This is a genomic window from Aquirufa avitistagni, from assembly GCF_042715545.1.
GTDB classification, from domain to species: domain Bacteria; phylum Bacteroidota; class Bacteroidia; order Cytophagales; family Spirosomataceae; genus Aquirufa; species Aquirufa avitistagni.
This window is the reverse complement of record NZ_JBBKXZ010000002.1, coordinates 249,278-264,489: the sequence shown is the minus strand read 5'-3', so window position 1 is coordinate 264,489 and position 15,212 is coordinate 249,278. Positions and strand designations below refer to the sequence as shown.

Sequence of the window (15,212 nt, the reverse complement as noted above, 5' to 3'; positions counted from 1 at the left end):
TCGGACTATCGACTGGCTTGCTGCTTTGCTCCAAAAAACTTCCTAATCGTCACCGCGCCCAATTTTTTCCCGACGATATTTCCTTGCTTGTCTAATAAATAAAACACAGGATTGGAAAGCGCATCGTAGATTAAACGCTCCTTCGTGATGCCAGGCATGGTCACGTGAGCGTAGTTTTCTTTGAGGTTGTATTTGGCAATAAATTCTTTCCAAGTGGCATCAGGAACACCGGGCTCATTACAAATCGCATAGCGACCAATCTTTAATTGAAGCACTGATTCAGCCATTTTGAGCACTTTTTCAACCTCGGGTACCTCCTTTTGGCAATGCTCGCAGGTGGGTGCGTAAAACACCAAAAGCGTGTAATCGTAGTCTTTGGCAAAGCTGTGTAAATCCACCGACTTACCCGTGGTATCCGCTAAATTCAACGCAGGGCTCAACTGGTTTAGTGGCAAACCACTCAAACCATCTAGCTCCTGCAGCAATTCCATTTTGCGTTTTTCAGGTAAGAATTTACAGCCAGACTGTTTGACATAACGCGTTAAAAAGTAGACATATCCCTCCGTATTGTTCTGGATATTCCGATTTTTCATTAATCGGGCGAAGAAATCAAACGCATACGGATAGGCCTTCGCATCGCAGTTGAATTTTCCCAATACCAAATCCATGCCCACCTGCATCGAGTCCGCCTGCAAGGGATAATAGCTCATGTACTCCGTGAGCGTCGCTTTAAAATTAGGTGTAAACAGATATTTAGGGTTGTTGAACTGGATTTCATTTAGAAAAGCGGCTCGTTTGGCATAATTTTTTCGATCTGGAATGGAGCGGTCTAATGCGTTCAAGGATTTAAAATGAATCGCCAAAGCATCCGTTGGCTTCAAGCGTTTTATCGCCTGGGTGCGGAATTTGGTCAGACTGTCCGACTTCATTTTGAAAAATGCTGCGCGTTCCGAATAGGAGAATTTTCTTCCGTTCGCCTGTTCCTTTTTGTATAAGGTATCGATAAATGCCAATGATTTCTCCAACCGTTGGTATTCAAAAAACAACTTATTTTTCTTGTCTTTCGTCTGAATCGACGCTAGATAATCGGGGCCTGAAAGACTCACTGAAAGCGAATCATTGTTGTCCAAACAGATCCAAATTTTTGCTTTTGTTTTGGGGAAATACAGAAAACCAATGCCCCCAATGATGGCTTTTTTGCTGATTTTCCATCCTGATTTTCTCAGGGAGATGGTGTCTTTAGGCACATAATTTTGATCGTCATAAACGCTTGTGCGCACATAGACAATCGAGTCGGCCGTATTTTTTGCCGTGACTTTAATTCGAAATTGAGCCTGGGATGTTAGCGAAATGAAAGAGGCCAACAAGAGTAGGAGGAAGTATTTCATTTAGCAAAGGTAAAAAAAAGTCCGAAGTCAATAAGTCCGGAGTCCGAAGGAAAAAAGTCCGAAGTCCGGAGGCAATGGGTCCGTAGGCAAATTAGACAAAGGATACTACCTATTTTTCTTCGGACTAAAAGAAAACCCCACGCTAAAGCATGGGGCAATAAATTCCTTCGGACTCCGGACCAAGACGCGAAGTTTCGCGTCAAAAAGAAAACCCCACGCTAAAGCATGGGGCTATAAATTTCCTTTGACTCCGGACTAGCGACTAGTGACTGACGACTAGCGACTGTCCCTTACCTCCTTCGCTTCCCTCTCGGAATCACCTTCGAGCTCCGCGCGCTGCCGCGCGGCATATCGCGTCTGCGTTCGCGATTATTCGCATAGCCATTCGAATTCCGCATCCCAATCATCTCTAAATCAATCGTCCGCTTCGCTAAATTCGTACTGCGAACCTTCACTTTGACCTTGTCGCCGAACGTGAATACGCGCCCATTTGACTTGCCAACGATCCGGTAATTCTCTTTATCTAAATCGTAAAAATCATCATTCAAATCCACCATGCGAACTAATCCTTCGCACGAGGTATCCCCAATCTCCACAAATAAACCAAACTCGGTCACGCCCGTAATGATACCATCAAATACCTGCGGCTCATGCAAACTCATATACTCGACCTGCTTGTACTTGATCGACGCACGCTCCGCCTCCGCCGCTAATTTCTCGCGATCCGAGCTGTGCTTGCATTGAATTTCCAACGGCGCACGCTGTGGCGATTCGCCACCATCCAAATAATGCTGCAACAAACGATGCGTCATCACATCCGGGTACCGACGAATCGGACTCGTAAAGTGTGAATAAAACGGAAACGCCAGGCCAAAGTGCCCAACTGCATCTGTGCTATATCGCGCTTTGGACATCGTCCGCACTGCCAAACTCTGTAACACATGCTCCTCGCCTTTACCCTCAATCGCCTCCATCAAGGCATTAAATGAATGACTCACCTGCTTCGGCTCCGTCGTCACTTGATACCCAAATTTCTTCGCAAATGTTGAGAATACACGCAATTTCTCCGGATCCGGCGCCTCATGCACGCGATATACCATCGTATTTCGAGGGTCTGTTTGACGCATCTCGTGGACAAACGTGGCCACTTTTTTATTCGCCAAAAGCATAAATTCCTCAATCAATTTATGTGCATCTTTTCGAATTCGAGGGTGCACGGCTATTGGCTTGCCAGCTTCGTCCAACTCAAACCGAACCTCCGCCGTTTCAAAATTCACCGAGCCCGTTTTAAAACGCGCCTCGCGTAAGATATGTGCAAACTGATTTAAATGCTTGATAATTGGTTCATACGAATCAGTGACTTCGCCGGTATGTTCAATCAATTCTTGGGCTTGTTCATAGGCAAACCGACGGTCCGAATGGATGACGGTCCGACCGAACCACTCTTTGACAACCGCTCCTTTTTCGTTGAATTCGAAAATGGCGGAGAAGGTTAATTTGTCCTCATTTGGCCGTAATGAACATAAACCATTCGATAATTTCTCGGGTAACATCGGTACCACGCGATCCACTAAATACACGGACGTCGCACGTTTGTAAGCTTCTTGATCCAAAATACTGCCCGGCTTCACGTAATGTGATACGTCGGCAATGTGAACGCCAATCTCCGTATTCCCATTTTTCAACACCTGATAACTGATGGCATCATCGAAATCTTTGGCATCAATCGGGTCAATGGTAAAGGTCAATATCTTGCGCAAATCCTTACGCTTCTTAATCTCATCTTTTGGAATCGTTACCGAAATCGCATCTGCCGCATCTTCTACCGCCTCCGGAAACTCATAGGGCAAGCCATATTCTGCTAAAATTGAGTGCATTTCTGTCTCATTTTCTCCCGCCTTACCCAATACTTTGACGACACGACCTTCGGCTTTTTTGCCGGGCGTGGCCCAACGTAACACTTCCACAATCACTTTATCCAAGTGATTCGCGCCCATCGTTTCATAGCGATTGACATAAATATCTTCGTAAATTTTCTTCGAATCGGGTATCAAAAACGAATAGCCAGGCGTCACTTGAAGGACACCCACGAGCTCCGCAGAACGGCGTTCCAAAATCTCCACGACCTCGCCTTCTGGGCGATCCTGCTTCTTATTCGATGATTTACGCGCTTGAACGCGCACACGATCACCGTCTTTGGCATCGTATAAATCTTGAGTCGAAACCCAAATGTCCTTCTCGGCATCATCGCGGATGATAAATGCAAAACGCGCATTGACATGATCCACGCGTCCTTCGACCATAAATGAATCGGTATCCACGCGCACATTGCCATCGGCCTGTTTGATCAAACGACCCTCACGCACCAAGCGCGCGACAACATCCGAATAAATTTCCTTGGTCTTGCGATCGCGAATCGCGAACGCCTTATGTAATTGATTGACGGAAAACGAACGGTCATCGTTCAATTCCAAATAATCCAATATTTCTTGCTGAAGGTTGTTGATGAACTTCTCCTCTTTTGGGCTAATTCCCATAATTTTTTTCTATTAAAGCGCAAGGTACATAACCTTGGCAGCGTTTCAAATCTTAAATCCTTATTTGTATCTTTGCCGGATGAATCGCTCCCGCATCGCGTTATTTTTATTGGTCATCTTCGTACTCACCGGTGGTTATTACGGATACCAATCTCTCCAAACAGGCACCCAAGAAACCGTTTCCACGGCCACTTTAGTTCCAACACCCGATTTTGTAGCAGATTCTGCGTATGCATTTATTGCCAAACAAGTTGCTTTTGGGCCACGCATTCCCAATTCGCCCGCTCAAAAAGCCTGTGGAAATTGGCTCGTGACCAAAATGAAATCCTACGGATTAACCGTGACAACCCAAGAGTTTTCAGCCAATCGCTACGATGGCAAAGCTCTTCAAGGGACCAATATTTTTGCTTCTTTTAATCCTTCCGCGGCGAAACGTATTTTACTCGCGGCGCATTGGGATTCGAGGACCATTGCTGATAAAGATCAAGTCCGCAAGGATGAACCCATCGATGCAGCGAATGACGGCGCGTCTGGTGTGGGTGTTATGATTGAAATTGCCCGCGTACTAGCCGAGACAAAAAACAAGCCTAATGTAGGTGTGGACTTTGTGTTTTTTGACCTAGAAGATCATGGTGAACCGCACGATTCTCCGGCTGGAAATCCGGCGAGTTGGGCATTAGGGTCACAATATTGGGCTTCAAATATTATCCCCGCTGGTTACCGTCCATACTACGGAATTTTATTGGATATGGTAGGCGCCAAAGGGGCCAAATTCCCGCATGAAGGCACGTCAATGCAATATGCACCTGGATTGGTTCGGTCGATTTGGTCGACGGCCTCGGACTTAGGCTATGGTGAATTCTTTTTGGACGCGGATGCCTTTGGCATATCTGACGACCATACGGCGGTAAATGAAGTGGCGAAAATTCAAATGATTGATATCATTGATTTACGACCTGTGAATGGCGGATTCGACTTTGGATCTTACCACCACACACATCAAGATAATTTAGCGAACATCGATAAATCCACGTTGAAAGCCGTGGGCCAAACCCTTTTACAAGTTTTATACCGCGAATAATGGAAGAATTGTTGCAAGTACATTTGAATGATACGCATGTGGCGTTGGGCGCGAAAATGGTGCCTTTTGCGGGATTTAACATGCCTGTTTTATATACGAATTTGATCGAAGAGCATCACTGCGTACGTAATAACGTGGGAGTTTTCGACGTTAGCCACATGGGTGAATTTTTCCTAAGCGGCGAAAAAGCCTTGGATTTGATTCAATTTGTGACCTCAAATGATGCCTCGAAATTAGTCGACGGCAAGGTGCAATATTCCTGTCTGCCAAATGCAACGGGCGGCATCGTGGATGATTTATTGGTCTATAAAATTCGCGATAACGAATATTTATTGGTCGTGAATGCGTCCAACATAGAGAAGGATTGGAACTGGATTTCATCGCACAATACGTTTGGGGTGAACATGGTGAATGCGAGCGCCGACTACAGTTTGTTTGCGGTTCAAGGACCGAAAGCAGCAGGTGTTTTACAGCAATTGACTTCCGTTGATTTAGCTTCCATGCCCTACTATACCTTCAAGATAGGCCAAATGGCTGGTTTTGACGATGTGATTATCTCCAATACCGGATACACTGGTGCAGGTGGTTTTGAAATTTATGTCAAAAACGAAAATGCCTTAGCCATGTGGAACGCTATTTTTGCGGCGGGTGCTTCTGAAGGAATTTTGCCTGTGGGCCTAGGCGCACGCGATACCTTGCGTACGGAAAAAGGCTATTGCTTATATGGCCACGACATAGACGATACTACCTCGCCGATTGAGGCGGGATTGGGTTGGATCACGTCGTTCAACAAAGATTTTATCATGAAGGATCACCACGCAGCGATTAAAGCGGCAGGTCCTTCGAAGAAATTGGTGGGTTTTGAAATGATTGAACGTGGGATTCCCCGCCAGCATTACCCTATCTTGAACGCAGCGGGTGACGTGATCGGAGAAGTGACTTCGGGTACGCAATCGCCGACGCTCGCAAAGGGAATTGGGATGGGTTACGTGTCAACAGCCCACACAGATTCCGAGATTTTTATTTCGATTCGCGACAAAGCAGTACAAGCATCTATCGTGAAAATGCCCTTTTTATAATGAAGAAAATTGACGTCTGCTTATCGCCGGATTTGATCCATTTGTATGACCTGATTGGTCAGGCAGTGGTAGTCGTAGATATTTTTCGAGCTACGTCTTGTATGGTGACTGCATTTGCGCATGGGGCCGCTGAGATTTTACCGGTAGAAGATGTGGCGCTTTGTGCTTCGTATGGCGAGCAAGGTTATTTGACCGCAGCGGAGCGTAATGGCATTACTCCGGAAGGATTTGATTTTGATAATTCGCCCTTCTCGTACCAGGTCGAACGTGTAAAAGGTGCCAAAATCTGTGTGACAACGACCAATGGAACCGTGGCGCTTCGTCGATCGGCTTCCGCAGCTCGGGTGTATGCAGGGGCATTTTTAAACATTACACGGGTGACTGATGCGCTTCGTGCATGGGAAGGAGACGCCTTAATCGTCTGTGCAGGCTGGAAGGGTAAACCGAATTTAGAAGATACCTTATTCGCCGGCGCGGTGATTGATGCCTTGCATGGTGATTTCACTGTGGCGGATGATGCGGCCTTGATGGCCTGGAAACAATATAATGTAGCCTCCAATGACTTGTTGACTGCCGTGAAAAACTCTTCACATGTCAACCGCCTATTGGGCCTAGGAATAGAAAAAGACATCGCATTTTGCTTGGAAATGGACCGCTATAACGTCCTTCCATACTTGAAAAACGATGCATTGAGCATAGATGAAACTATATAGTACACAACACGAAAGTCCGGATGTCAGCTTAGAGGAGGCGATTTTTCGAGGTCTTCCGCCTGATAATGGCTTATATATGCCGCAGGAGATTGCACCGATGCCAGCCGTTTTTTTCGAGACGATTCATACCTTGACCTTGCCTCAAATTGCGGTGGCGGTTTGCAAGCATCTGCTCGGAGATGAATTGACCGACGCGGAGATTGAGGGAATCATTGCACGTTCGATGACTTTCGAAGCGCCGGTGGTTGATTTGGAACCGAATGTGGGTGTACTTGAATTATTTCATGGTCCGTCGATGGCCTTTAAGGATTTTGGTGCGCGGTTTATGGCGGCGATCATGTCGCATTATTTAGTGAAATCCGCGCGTGAAATTCGCATTTTGGTGGCGACCTCGGGTGATACGGGTGGTGCGGTGGCGCAGGGATTTTTCAATACGCCGGGGATATCGGTGACGATTTTATATCCGAGTGGGAAGGTTTCCGACATTCAGGAAAAGCAATTGACAACCTTGGGGGGCAATGTGACCGCCTTAGAAATTGACGGCACATTCGATGATTGCCAAAGACTCGTAAAACAGGCATTTTTGGACGCCGAGCTCCGGGCTGCGTTTGAATTAGCCTCTGCGAATTCAATTAATATTGCGCGCCTGATTCCCCAATCCTTTTATTATTTTGCGGCTTACGCGGAGGCGCGCCGCAAGGGTGTTACCAAGCCGATTGTCTTTTGTGTGCCTTCGGGGAATTTTGGGAATATTTCGGCTGGCTTGATGGCCTATAGCATGGGCTTGCCGGTGCATGATTTTATTGCGGCGTGTAATGAGAATCACCCGGTGCCGGATTATTTGGCCACAGGCAATTACACTCCTTCGCCATCGGTGGAGACCTTGTCGAACGCGATGGATGTGGGGACGCCGTCCAACTTTATTCGGATGAAGATTTTGGCGGGGGATGAATGGAAAGCGGTGCGTGATCGCATGAAAGGATATTTCACTTCGGACGAAAAGACGCAGGCTACGATGCTGGATGTGTTTGAACGTAACAGTTATATTATGTGTCCGCATACCGCGGTAGGCTATGATGGGCTGTCGCAATACATGGATGAATATGGCGATGATGTCTTTGGCATTATTTTAGCCACGGCTCATTATGCTAAATTTTTGCCAACCGTAGAATCGACCCTTGGCTGCACCGTGGATGTCCCGGAACGACTAGCTTCCTTATTGCATCTGCAAAAAAAATCCATCCCCATGGGGACGGATTTTGAAGGATTTAAGAAATATTTATTGGGGTAGTTTTTTCGCTATGCCAAAGCTTCTAGCATTGGCATAGCTGCCCCCCACAGTGATTTGGTTTACACCAACACCCGAAACTTCGCCTTATCAATATACGCCTGCACACCCACAAGCGCCACTAATAAAATACCGATTCCCGGTGCGCCTTGGATAAAGATTTCAAAAAACAGGATATTCACGGCGATTGGTCCTAAAATCAAAAGCGCTTTTGCCCGGTGAGCAGGCAAAATGATCAAGACACCACCTAAAATCTCAAGTACTTTGATGGCAGTCATGTAGCCGGTTCCACCGAAAAGCTCCATGAATTTGGCTGGATTTCCAGTCATAGCTGGCATAGGTGACATCGGGAAGAAATAGTTGATTCCGCCAAAAAGGAACAGGAACGCTAATACCGCTCCAGGTACGTGTGTTAATACTTTCATCTTGTTTTATATTTTGGTTAACGTTGCAAGTAAAGATTATCAGCCAACTTATACAAAACTTCCCCTCGAAAATCACGGCATAGTCAACCTTAAAACCGGAATGATACGTTTTTAATTACCTTTTTTCTTGTAATCGCTCCGTGATAAGTACTTCTCGATCAGAATGTACAAAAGGATAAACAAGTAGCGGGACCCCATTTCTTTTATTTTAAGGTTGGATTCACCCGCTTTGCGGTTGCGCCAGGAATTTGGCAAAACAGCCCACGAGTAGCCACGCGTAATGGCTTTTAACGGCAACTCGATGGTTAGGTTAAAATGGGCAGACAAAAAGGGTTTTAGCCCATCGATTGTATGTTTACGATACATTTTGAAGGCATTGGTCGAGTCGTTGTAGGGGATGCCCACCAACAACCGAATCAGGGTATTTGCCAAGCGGTTGATAATGTACTTGTGCTTAGGGTAATCATATGTTGCGCCACCGCGAATAAATCGCGAACCAAAAACACAGTCCAAATTCTCTGCCACCATCTTGCGGTAAAACGCAACGAGATCTGCAGGGTCGTCCGACAAATCAGACATCATCACAGCTACGCAGTCACCTGAAAAACGCTCCAACCCATAACGAATCGCATAGCCAAATCCATTCGGTCCGTGGTTGGTATGTACCACCAACGACGGAATTTCGGCTTGCAATTGCGTTAATAAGTCCAAGGTATTGTCCTTGGAATTATCGTTTACCACGACGATTTCATGGTCGATTTGTTCTGCTTGTAGTTTGGCATATAAAGTCTGAAGGGTTTCCTCAATGGAACCCTCTTCGTTATAGGCAGGAAGCACGACGCTTAATTTCATCAGGCCAAAATCGGTTTTAATGACGCTTCATCCGCGATGAACCAGTCATGTACTTCGCGGAGGAGTTGAGGCACGGAGATTTCCGGTTGCCAACCGCTAAATTCGGTAATTTTGGAGTTGTCTGTTATATAAATCGGTAAGTCACCCGGACGATTCTCCAGCGAAGAACCTATTTCAATGGTATTTCCCGTAATTTCCGAACAAAGATCAGTCAATTCGGCCAACGAAACCGTGTTGGCCAAACCGCCACCCACGTTGAATATCTGGCCTTTTTGTATGCCTAAATTCGCAATCTGCCATTGCACCAACCGGAACAAATCCCGCACATGCAACACATCGCGGGCTTGTTGGCCTAAACCTCCATACCCAATATAGCCCAAACGTCCTTTCCAGAAATGTTTGGCCATCCAAAGCACGATCACACCTTGGTCGATTTTTCCCATTTGGTAAGGACCACTTAGCACCCCGCAGCGATTTATCACGGCTGGTATGCTAAAATTGTGGGCAAATTCTTGAATGATGTATTCCGAAGATAGCTTGGTCGCCCCGTACAGGGAGCGTAGGCCTGCCAACGGATAATCTTCTGCCACCCCGCGTGAGGAAAGTCCTGGGCGAGATTGGGTATCAGATAAGTTGAAGCGTTTGGGTGAGGCAACTAATTGCGCTTCCGCCAGCGTATCGTAAGGATAAACGCGGGAAGTGGACAAAAAGATGAATGCGGCGTCGTGTTTTTTGGCAAAATAGAGCGTATTGATGGTTCCATTTAAATTCGTATCCATCAAATTTTCCAATTCTCCCGGAACGGTACCCGCCAAAACAGATGGTTCTGCCGCGGCGTCGATGACGATGTCTACTTTGGGAACGCGGTCGAAATCATTGCGGTTACGCACGTCGCCGTGAATGAAAGTAGCTCCTGCAGCAAGCACTTTGCGCAAATTCACCTCCGATCCTCGGCGGGATAAATTGTCCAAACAAAACACCTCAGCTTCCGCATAATGCTGCTTGAAAAGGACCGCTAAATTTGAGCCTACGAACCCGCAGCCCCCTGTGATGAGTAATTTCATGCCTCCATGTAGCGGTTATAAATGTCATGGAAAACATCCTCCAGGGATTTTGTGATGTCCCAATTTGGATAGTGTTCCTTCATTTTGCGCAAATCGCTGTAATAACAAATATGGTCACCAATGCGGTTTTCAGCCACATATTTGTACTTCATCGGCTTGCCTGAAATCTTCGCAATCAGGTCAAAAGCCTCTAAAATCGATACGGAATTTTCTTTTCCTCCACCTATGTTATACACCTCAGCCACGCGTGGGGCTTGAATGAATTCCTCGATGAAGCGCGCCACGTCATACGAGTGGATGTTGTCGCGCACCTGTTTTCCTTTATAGCCAAAAACGGAGTATTCCCGTTCCTCAATATTACACTTGATCAAATAACTTAAAAAGCCGTGTAATTCCACACCCGCGTGGTTTGGTCCGGTTAAACATCCCCCGCGTAAACAGGCCGTGGGCATGTTGAAATACCGACCATATTCCTGAACGGAAATATCTGCTGAGACTTTCGAAGCGCCAAAAAGCGAGTGCTTGGATTGGTCGATACTGAATGATTCCGCAATTCCATGTTCGTAATTTGCATCATCGTAATCAAAGCGCGTTTCCAACTCTTTCATTTTAATGTTGTTGGGGGCATCGCCGTATACTTTATTGGTCGATAAATGCACGAAAGGAATGCCGGTGCTGTAGCGACGAAGCGACTCGAGTAGGTTGAATGTGCCTACTGCGTTTGTGTCAAAATCTTCGAATGGAATGGATGCCGCACGATCATGACTTGGTTGCGCGGCCGTGTGCACAATGGCGTCGGGTTGAATCTGTGGGATGATGTCTAAAATTGCTTGGCGATCCCGAATGTCGATGTGGGTGTACAGTTTATATGCACTCCCGTATTTTGCTAAACGGTCTTTATTGGACGAATTATCGCCTTGTAAGCCAAAAAAAATGGCGCGTTGGTTATTGTCAATTCCATGAACCTCCCAACCTTTTTCTAAGAAATACTCGGCAACTTCAGAACCTATGAGGCCCATGGAGCCGGTGACAATTAATTTTTTAGCCATGTTTTTGACAACCGATAGGCGACAAAGATACAGATTTTCGTTTTTATTCGATGCTTAAATCCCCAAGTCCAACAAGCGCAGTTGCAATTTTCGTTGTCCCATAAATTCGTTGATGTCCAAATGGTAAACGATTTGAATCGCTTGGCCTTGTTCGTAAGCTTCCACTAAACCTTCGTAGAAATCTTTGCGCATGCCAAAACCCACGGCTTCATAATCGCCCATATAAAGCTTCAGGTGCTCTTCTTTCATGATGACGGGCGGCCGACTGAGCATTGCGCTGCTCACAAAATTGGGCAACATATTGCCGGGTCCGTAGGGGGAAAGTCGGATTAATAAATTATCATAAAACGAGAGACTGAGGTCTGCCAAAGGCAAGGTTAAATCCACAGGCAATTCTGCCTTGATTTCACCGGCTGGCGTTCCGGCTTGTACCAATGATTCAAATCGCGTGATAAAGGCCTCGAGATTTTCGGGTAATAAATGCAATCCTGCAGCATGCGTATGTCCGCCAAATTGCGTCAATAAATCCACGCATTGCTCGAGTGCCGCGTGAATGTCGAAGCCTTTGACCGAGCGGGCAGAACCTACAACTTGGCCGTGTGATTCGGTTAGAATGATGGTGGGCCGAAAGTAATGATCTTGAATTTTACTGGCCACAATTCCTACAACACCTTTGTGCCACGAGGGGTGAAAGAGGACAGTACTTTTGGCGGATTGTAGAAATGAATTTTCATGAAACATGCTCAAGGCGTGTTGGGTAATATCTTTTTCCACCGCGCGCCGCTCAATGTTTTGTTGGATCACCGCCTCCGCCATCTGTCCGGCTTCGGTCGCATCACTCGATAAAAGCAATTTGACCGCCCCATGCGCGTGGTCCATGCGACCGGCGGCGTTAATGATGGGGGAGATGGAAAAAACGATGTCAGATATCTGAATGGGGGCTTTTTTGTTCGCTTTATGAAGCAGATAACCTAATCCGGGACTTGGGTTTTGGCCGAGTAATTGAAGGCCAAAATACGCCAAAATCCGATTCTCTCCGGTGATCGGAACCATGTCGGCTGCGATCGAAGCCGCCAGTAAATCCAAGCGCGCATACAGCGGATCGAGCTCCAGGTCATTCGCTTGAATGAACGCTTGCAGAAGTTTAAATCCGACGCCGCAACCCGTGAGTTCTTTGAATGGGTACCGACAATCCTTGCGTTTGGGATCGAGAACCGCGTAGGCTTCGGGTAGGGTTTCTTCGGGCAAGTGGTGGTCACAGACGATGAAATCGATGCCCTGTTCGTTGCACCAACGAACCCGTTCGTGGGCCTTGATGCCGCAGTCGAGCGATATGATCAGGCTGTAGTGATTGTCGGCCGCGTACTGCACCCCCGCCTGCGACACCCCATATCCTTCCGCATATCGATCGGGAATGTAGTAGTCCGCTTCTGCACCTAGTTCTTCAGTCAAATATCCATAGACTAAGGCTACGGAAGTGGTTCCATCCACATCATAATCGCCGTAAATGAGTATTTTTTCGCCATCCTCTAGGGCCCGACTGAGTCGTTCAACGGCCTTGTCCATGTCTTGCATGGCAAAGGGATCGTGGAGCTGCTCGAGGCTAGGAACCATGAAATCTTTGGCTTGTGCGAGGCTTTTGATGCCGCGGGAAACAACCAATTTCAGGAAATGCCGATTTTTCGTCACGGGCATTTCGAGGGCTAATTGGTCGACTTCGGTGGCATCCGGTTCCGGGACAAATTTCCAGATTTTTTTGGCTTGGAGCATGTTAATGTGGCGGGCCAAATTCGTTGGCAACGATTGTGTTTAATTGAAGGGCTAATTTAGGAAGGATTTTTAATTCCCCAGGTTAAAACCTGGGGTTAATAAGTCGGCATTTAACTTTTTTGCAAAATGATCAAGAACTTGATATTATAGACCTAGGCTTTAGTTGAGAATTGCACCAATTTTATATAACCCTAGGCTTCAGCCTAGGGTTAGCACATGCCTTAATGCGCTATATCTTTCACCATCATCACCTTCCACAAAGTCAGAAACAGAATCTTCACATCCAGCTGCAAAGACCTCCGCTGCAAATATTCCACATCATACGCGACCTTGACCTCGAGCGGCACTTCGTCCCGACCGTTCACTTGGGCCCAACCGGTCAGCCCGGGAACCAAGGCATGGACACCTGCCGCCGTGCGTGCCTCCAATAAATCGTGTTGGTTATGCAAAGCAGGTCGCGGACCCACCAGCGACATGTCGCCATTCAAAATGCACCACAATTGCGGCAATTCATCCAAACTACTTTTGCGTAAAAAAGAACCGATAGGCGTTAAATAGGAGGAGGCGTCTGCCAACAAATGCGTAGGCAACACGGGGGTGTCTACCCGCATGGTGCGGAACTTGGGCATGGCAAAAATGACGTTGTTGCGCCCCACGCGATCCGACCAATATAAAATAGGGCCGCGTGACGTAAACCGGACCGCCAACCCCACCAAAATCATCGGAATCGCAAATATAACCAGAGCCACCAGCGTGACCAATAAATCTAACACGCGTTTCATAAAGCCTGCTCAAAATCTGCCCAAAGGTCATCCACGTGCTCCAAACCCACCGATATTCGTAATAAATTTCCAGGTGTCGTACTCTCCGGGCCCTCTATGGACCGTCGGTGCTCTACCAAAGATTCTACCCCACCCAGACTGGTGGCTTGTTGGAACAGGCGCAAACGTCCGGCTACCAACCGTGCATTCGCTTCATCCCCTTTTATCTGGATTGAAATCATGCCCGAAAAACCACGAGGCATTTGGCGTAAAGCTAAGGCATGCTGGGGATGCGATGCCAAACCCGGGTAATGCACCTGCTCAATCGCTGGGTGTTTTTCCAAACGGGAAGCGAGTTCCAATGCGGAGGCGGAATGTTCGCGCATACGGAGTGGAAGGGTTTTTAGGCCACGGGCCAACAAATAACAATCTAATGGATTTTGGGTAGCACCCATCAGGATTTGGACACGCTTTAATCGTGCCGACCACGCATCCGATTCCCGTACAATGATGGCACCTCCCAATATGTCCGAATGTCCACCAATATATTTCGTGGTGGCATGCATGACAATGTCGGCACCCAATAAAATAGGATTTTGAAGGATAGGCGTAGCAATGGTATTGTCAACGGCCACGCGAATGCCACGGGCATGAGCTAAATCACATATAGCAGATATATCAGTTAAACTTAATAGTGGATTCGCCGGAGTTTCAATCCAAATCAGTTTGGTGTTAGGTAAAATCGCAGCTTCTACGGCCAACAAATCTTCCATGTCCACCTGTGTCATCTGCAGTCCCCAAGGCCCCATGATTTCTTCGGCTAATTTGACCGAAGCATAATAACCCACAGCTGGCATGAGGACGTGATCTCCTGATGATAAACATTGCAAAACAGCTGAAACCGCCGCTAAACCTGATGCAAATGCAAAGGCTTCCGCACCACCCTCGAGAGCAGCAAGACCCTTCTCTAAAGCATCGCGGTTGGGATTCGAATTCCGGGAGTACATGTGCCCTTTGGGATAGGATCCATCCACATCCCGCGTAAACGTCGTCGTTAAAAAGATGGGCGTCGCGATCGCCCCGGCGGTTTCATCCACCAGGTTAGTCGCATGTATAGCTTGGGTTTCTTTATGCATAGACTCTAGACCTAAGACGCTGGACATTAGACCAGGTTAATTTTAAATGCCAAATTTAGGCGAATAATC

General features: G+C 47.0%; 13 protein-coding genes. 4 read left to right on the top strand and 9 right to left on the bottom strand.

Annotation, left to right across the window (positions count from 1 at the left end):
- Window positions 1–5: 5 nt before the first annotated feature.
- Together U0R10_RS06990 and rnr are read right to left on the bottom strand one after the other, a co-directional pair.
- Window positions 6–1,388 carry a peroxiredoxin family protein gene (locus tag U0R10_RS06990; protein ID WP_377983244.1) on the bottom strand — a complete coding sequence of 461 codons (1,383 nt, stop codon included), beginning with the start codon at window positions 1,386–1,388 and terminating at the stop codon, window positions 6–8.
- 290 nt (window positions 1,389–1,678) lie between these two features.
- A complete protein-coding gene (gene rnr / locus U0R10_RS06985) occupies window positions 1,679–3,925 on the bottom strand; it encodes a ribonuclease R (RefSeq protein ID WP_377983243.1) in 2,247 nt (748 codons plus the stop codon).
- 79 nt (window positions 3,926–4,004) lie between these two features.
- Here rnr and U0R10_RS06980 point away from each other — a divergent pair, with 79 nt between their 5' ends.
- Genes U0R10_RS06980 through thrC form a run of 4 tightly spaced genes read left to right on the top strand, consistent with a single transcriptional unit; the run spans window position 4,005 to window position 8,089 of the window.
- Window positions 4,005–5,006: a M28 family peptidase gene (locus tag U0R10_RS06980; RefSeq protein ID WP_377983242.1), complete on the top strand. Its 1,002-nt coding sequence runs from the start codon at window positions 4,005–4,007 to the stop codon at window positions 5,004–5,006.
- Window positions 5,006–6,085, top strand: coding sequence for a glycine cleavage system aminomethyltransferase GcvT (gene gcvT / locus U0R10_RS06975; RefSeq protein ID WP_377983241.1), 1,080 nt, complete (start codon window positions 5,006–5,008; stop codon window positions 6,083–6,085). The genes U0R10_RS06980 and gcvT overlap by 1 nt, the downstream gene beginning before the upstream one ends.
- Entirely contained in the window at window positions 6,085–6,798 is a 714-nt protein-coding gene (locus U0R10_RS06970; RefSeq protein ID WP_377983240.1) for a 2-phosphosulfolactate phosphatase, read from the top strand. Before gcvT ends, U0R10_RS06970 begins: the two co-directional genes overlap by 1 nt.
- Window positions 6,785–8,089 (top strand): threonine synthase, encoded by a 1,305-nt coding sequence (gene thrC / locus U0R10_RS06965; RefSeq protein ID WP_377983239.1) that lies wholly within the window; start codon window positions 6,785–6,787, stop codon window positions 8,087–8,089. The genes U0R10_RS06970 and thrC overlap by 14 nt, the downstream gene beginning before the upstream one ends.
- A gap of 59 nt (window positions 8,090–8,148) precedes the next feature.
- On the opposite strand, the gene U0R10_RS06960 is transcribed toward thrC, so the two are convergent.
- The 7 genes from U0R10_RS06960 to U0R10_RS06930 all read right to left on the bottom strand — a co-directional run bounded on the left by U0R10_RS06960 (window position 8,149) and on the right by U0R10_RS06930 (window position 15,170).
- Window positions 8,149–8,511, bottom strand: coding sequence for a hypothetical protein (locus tag U0R10_RS06960; protein WP_377983238.1), 363 nt, complete (start codon window positions 8,509–8,511; stop codon window positions 8,149–8,151).
- A gap of 111 nt (window positions 8,512–8,622) precedes the next feature.
- Window positions 8,623–9,363: a glycosyltransferase family 2 protein gene (locus U0R10_RS06955; RefSeq protein ID WP_377983237.1), complete on the bottom strand. Its 741-nt coding sequence runs from the start codon at window positions 9,361–9,363 to the stop codon at window positions 8,623–8,625.
- A complete protein-coding gene (locus U0R10_RS06950; protein ID WP_377983236.1) occupies window positions 9,363–10,427 on the bottom strand; it encodes an NAD-dependent epimerase/dehydratase family protein in 1,065 nt (354 codons plus the stop codon). The genes U0R10_RS06955 and U0R10_RS06950 overlap by 1 nt, the downstream gene beginning before the upstream one ends.
- Window positions 10,424–11,476 (bottom strand): NAD-dependent epimerase/dehydratase family protein, encoded by a 1,053-nt coding sequence (locus tag U0R10_RS06945; RefSeq protein ID WP_377983235.1) that lies wholly within the window; start codon window positions 11,474–11,476, stop codon window positions 10,424–10,426. The genes U0R10_RS06950 and U0R10_RS06945 overlap by 4 nt, the downstream gene beginning before the upstream one ends.
- Window positions 11,477–11,530: 54 nt before the next feature.
- A complete protein-coding gene (gene recJ, locus U0R10_RS06940; protein WP_377983234.1) occupies window positions 11,531–13,246 on the bottom strand; it encodes a single-stranded-DNA-specific exonuclease RecJ in 1,716 nt (571 codons plus the stop codon).
- Window positions 13,247–13,467: 221 nt separating this feature from the next.
- Entirely contained in the window at window positions 13,468–14,028 is a 561-nt protein-coding gene (locus U0R10_RS06935; protein ID WP_377983233.1) for a sugar transferase, read from the bottom strand.
- A complete protein-coding gene (locus U0R10_RS06930) occupies window positions 14,025–15,170 on the bottom strand; it encodes a trans-sulfuration enzyme family protein (RefSeq protein WP_377983232.1) in 1,146 nt (381 codons plus the stop codon). Before U0R10_RS06930 ends, U0R10_RS06935 begins: the two co-directional genes overlap by 4 nt.
- Between the last annotated feature and the right edge of the window lie 42 nt (window positions 15,171–15,212).

Bases quoted from the DNA above. Each gene is read 5' to 3' on its own strand.
- U0R10_RS06990 (WP_377983244.1), bottom strand. From the start codon at position 1,388: ATGAAATACTTCCTCCTACTCTTGTTGGCCTCTTTCATTTCGCTAACA.
- rnr (WP_377983243.1), bottom strand. From the start codon at position 3,925: ATGGGAATTAGCCCAAAAGAGGAGAAGTTCATCAACAACCTTCAGCAA.
- U0R10_RS06980 (WP_377983242.1), top strand. From the start codon at position 4,005: ATGAATCGCTCCCGCATCGCGTTATTTTTATTGGTCATCTTCGTACTC.
- gcvT (WP_377983241.1), top strand. From the start codon at position 5,006: ATGGAAGAATTGTTGCAAGTACATTTGAATGATACGCATGTGGCGTTG.
- U0R10_RS06970 (WP_377983240.1), top strand. From the start codon at position 6,085: ATGAAGAAAATTGACGTCTGCTTATCGCCGGATTTGATCCATTTGTAT.
- thrC (WP_377983239.1), top strand. From the start codon at position 6,785: ATGAAACTATATAGTACACAACACGAAAGTCCGGATGTCAGCTTAGAG.
- U0R10_RS06960 (WP_377983238.1), bottom strand. From the start codon at position 8,511: ATGAAAGTATTAACACACGTACCTGGAGCGGTATTAGCGTTCCTGTTC.
- U0R10_RS06955 (WP_377983237.1), bottom strand. From the start codon at position 9,363: ATGAAATTAAGCGTCGTGCTTCCTGCCTATAACGAAGAGGGTTCCATT.
- U0R10_RS06950 (WP_377983236.1), bottom strand. From the start codon at position 10,427: ATGAAATTACTCATCACAGGGGGCTGCGGGTTCGTAGGCTCAAATTTA.
- U0R10_RS06945 (WP_377983235.1), bottom strand. From the start codon at position 11,476: ATGGCTAAAAAATTAATTGTCACCGGCTCCATGGGCCTCATAGGTTCT.
- recJ (WP_377983234.1), bottom strand. From the start codon at position 13,246: ATGCTCCAAGCCAAAAAAATCTGGAAATTTGTCCCGGAACCGGATGCC.
- U0R10_RS06935 (WP_377983233.1), bottom strand. From the start codon at position 14,028: ATGAAACGCGTGTTAGATTTATTGGTCACGCTGGTGGCTCTGGTTATA.
- U0R10_RS06930 (WP_377983232.1), bottom strand. From the start codon at position 15,170: ATGTCCAGCGTCTTAGGTCTAGAGTCTATGCATAAAGAAACCCAAGCT.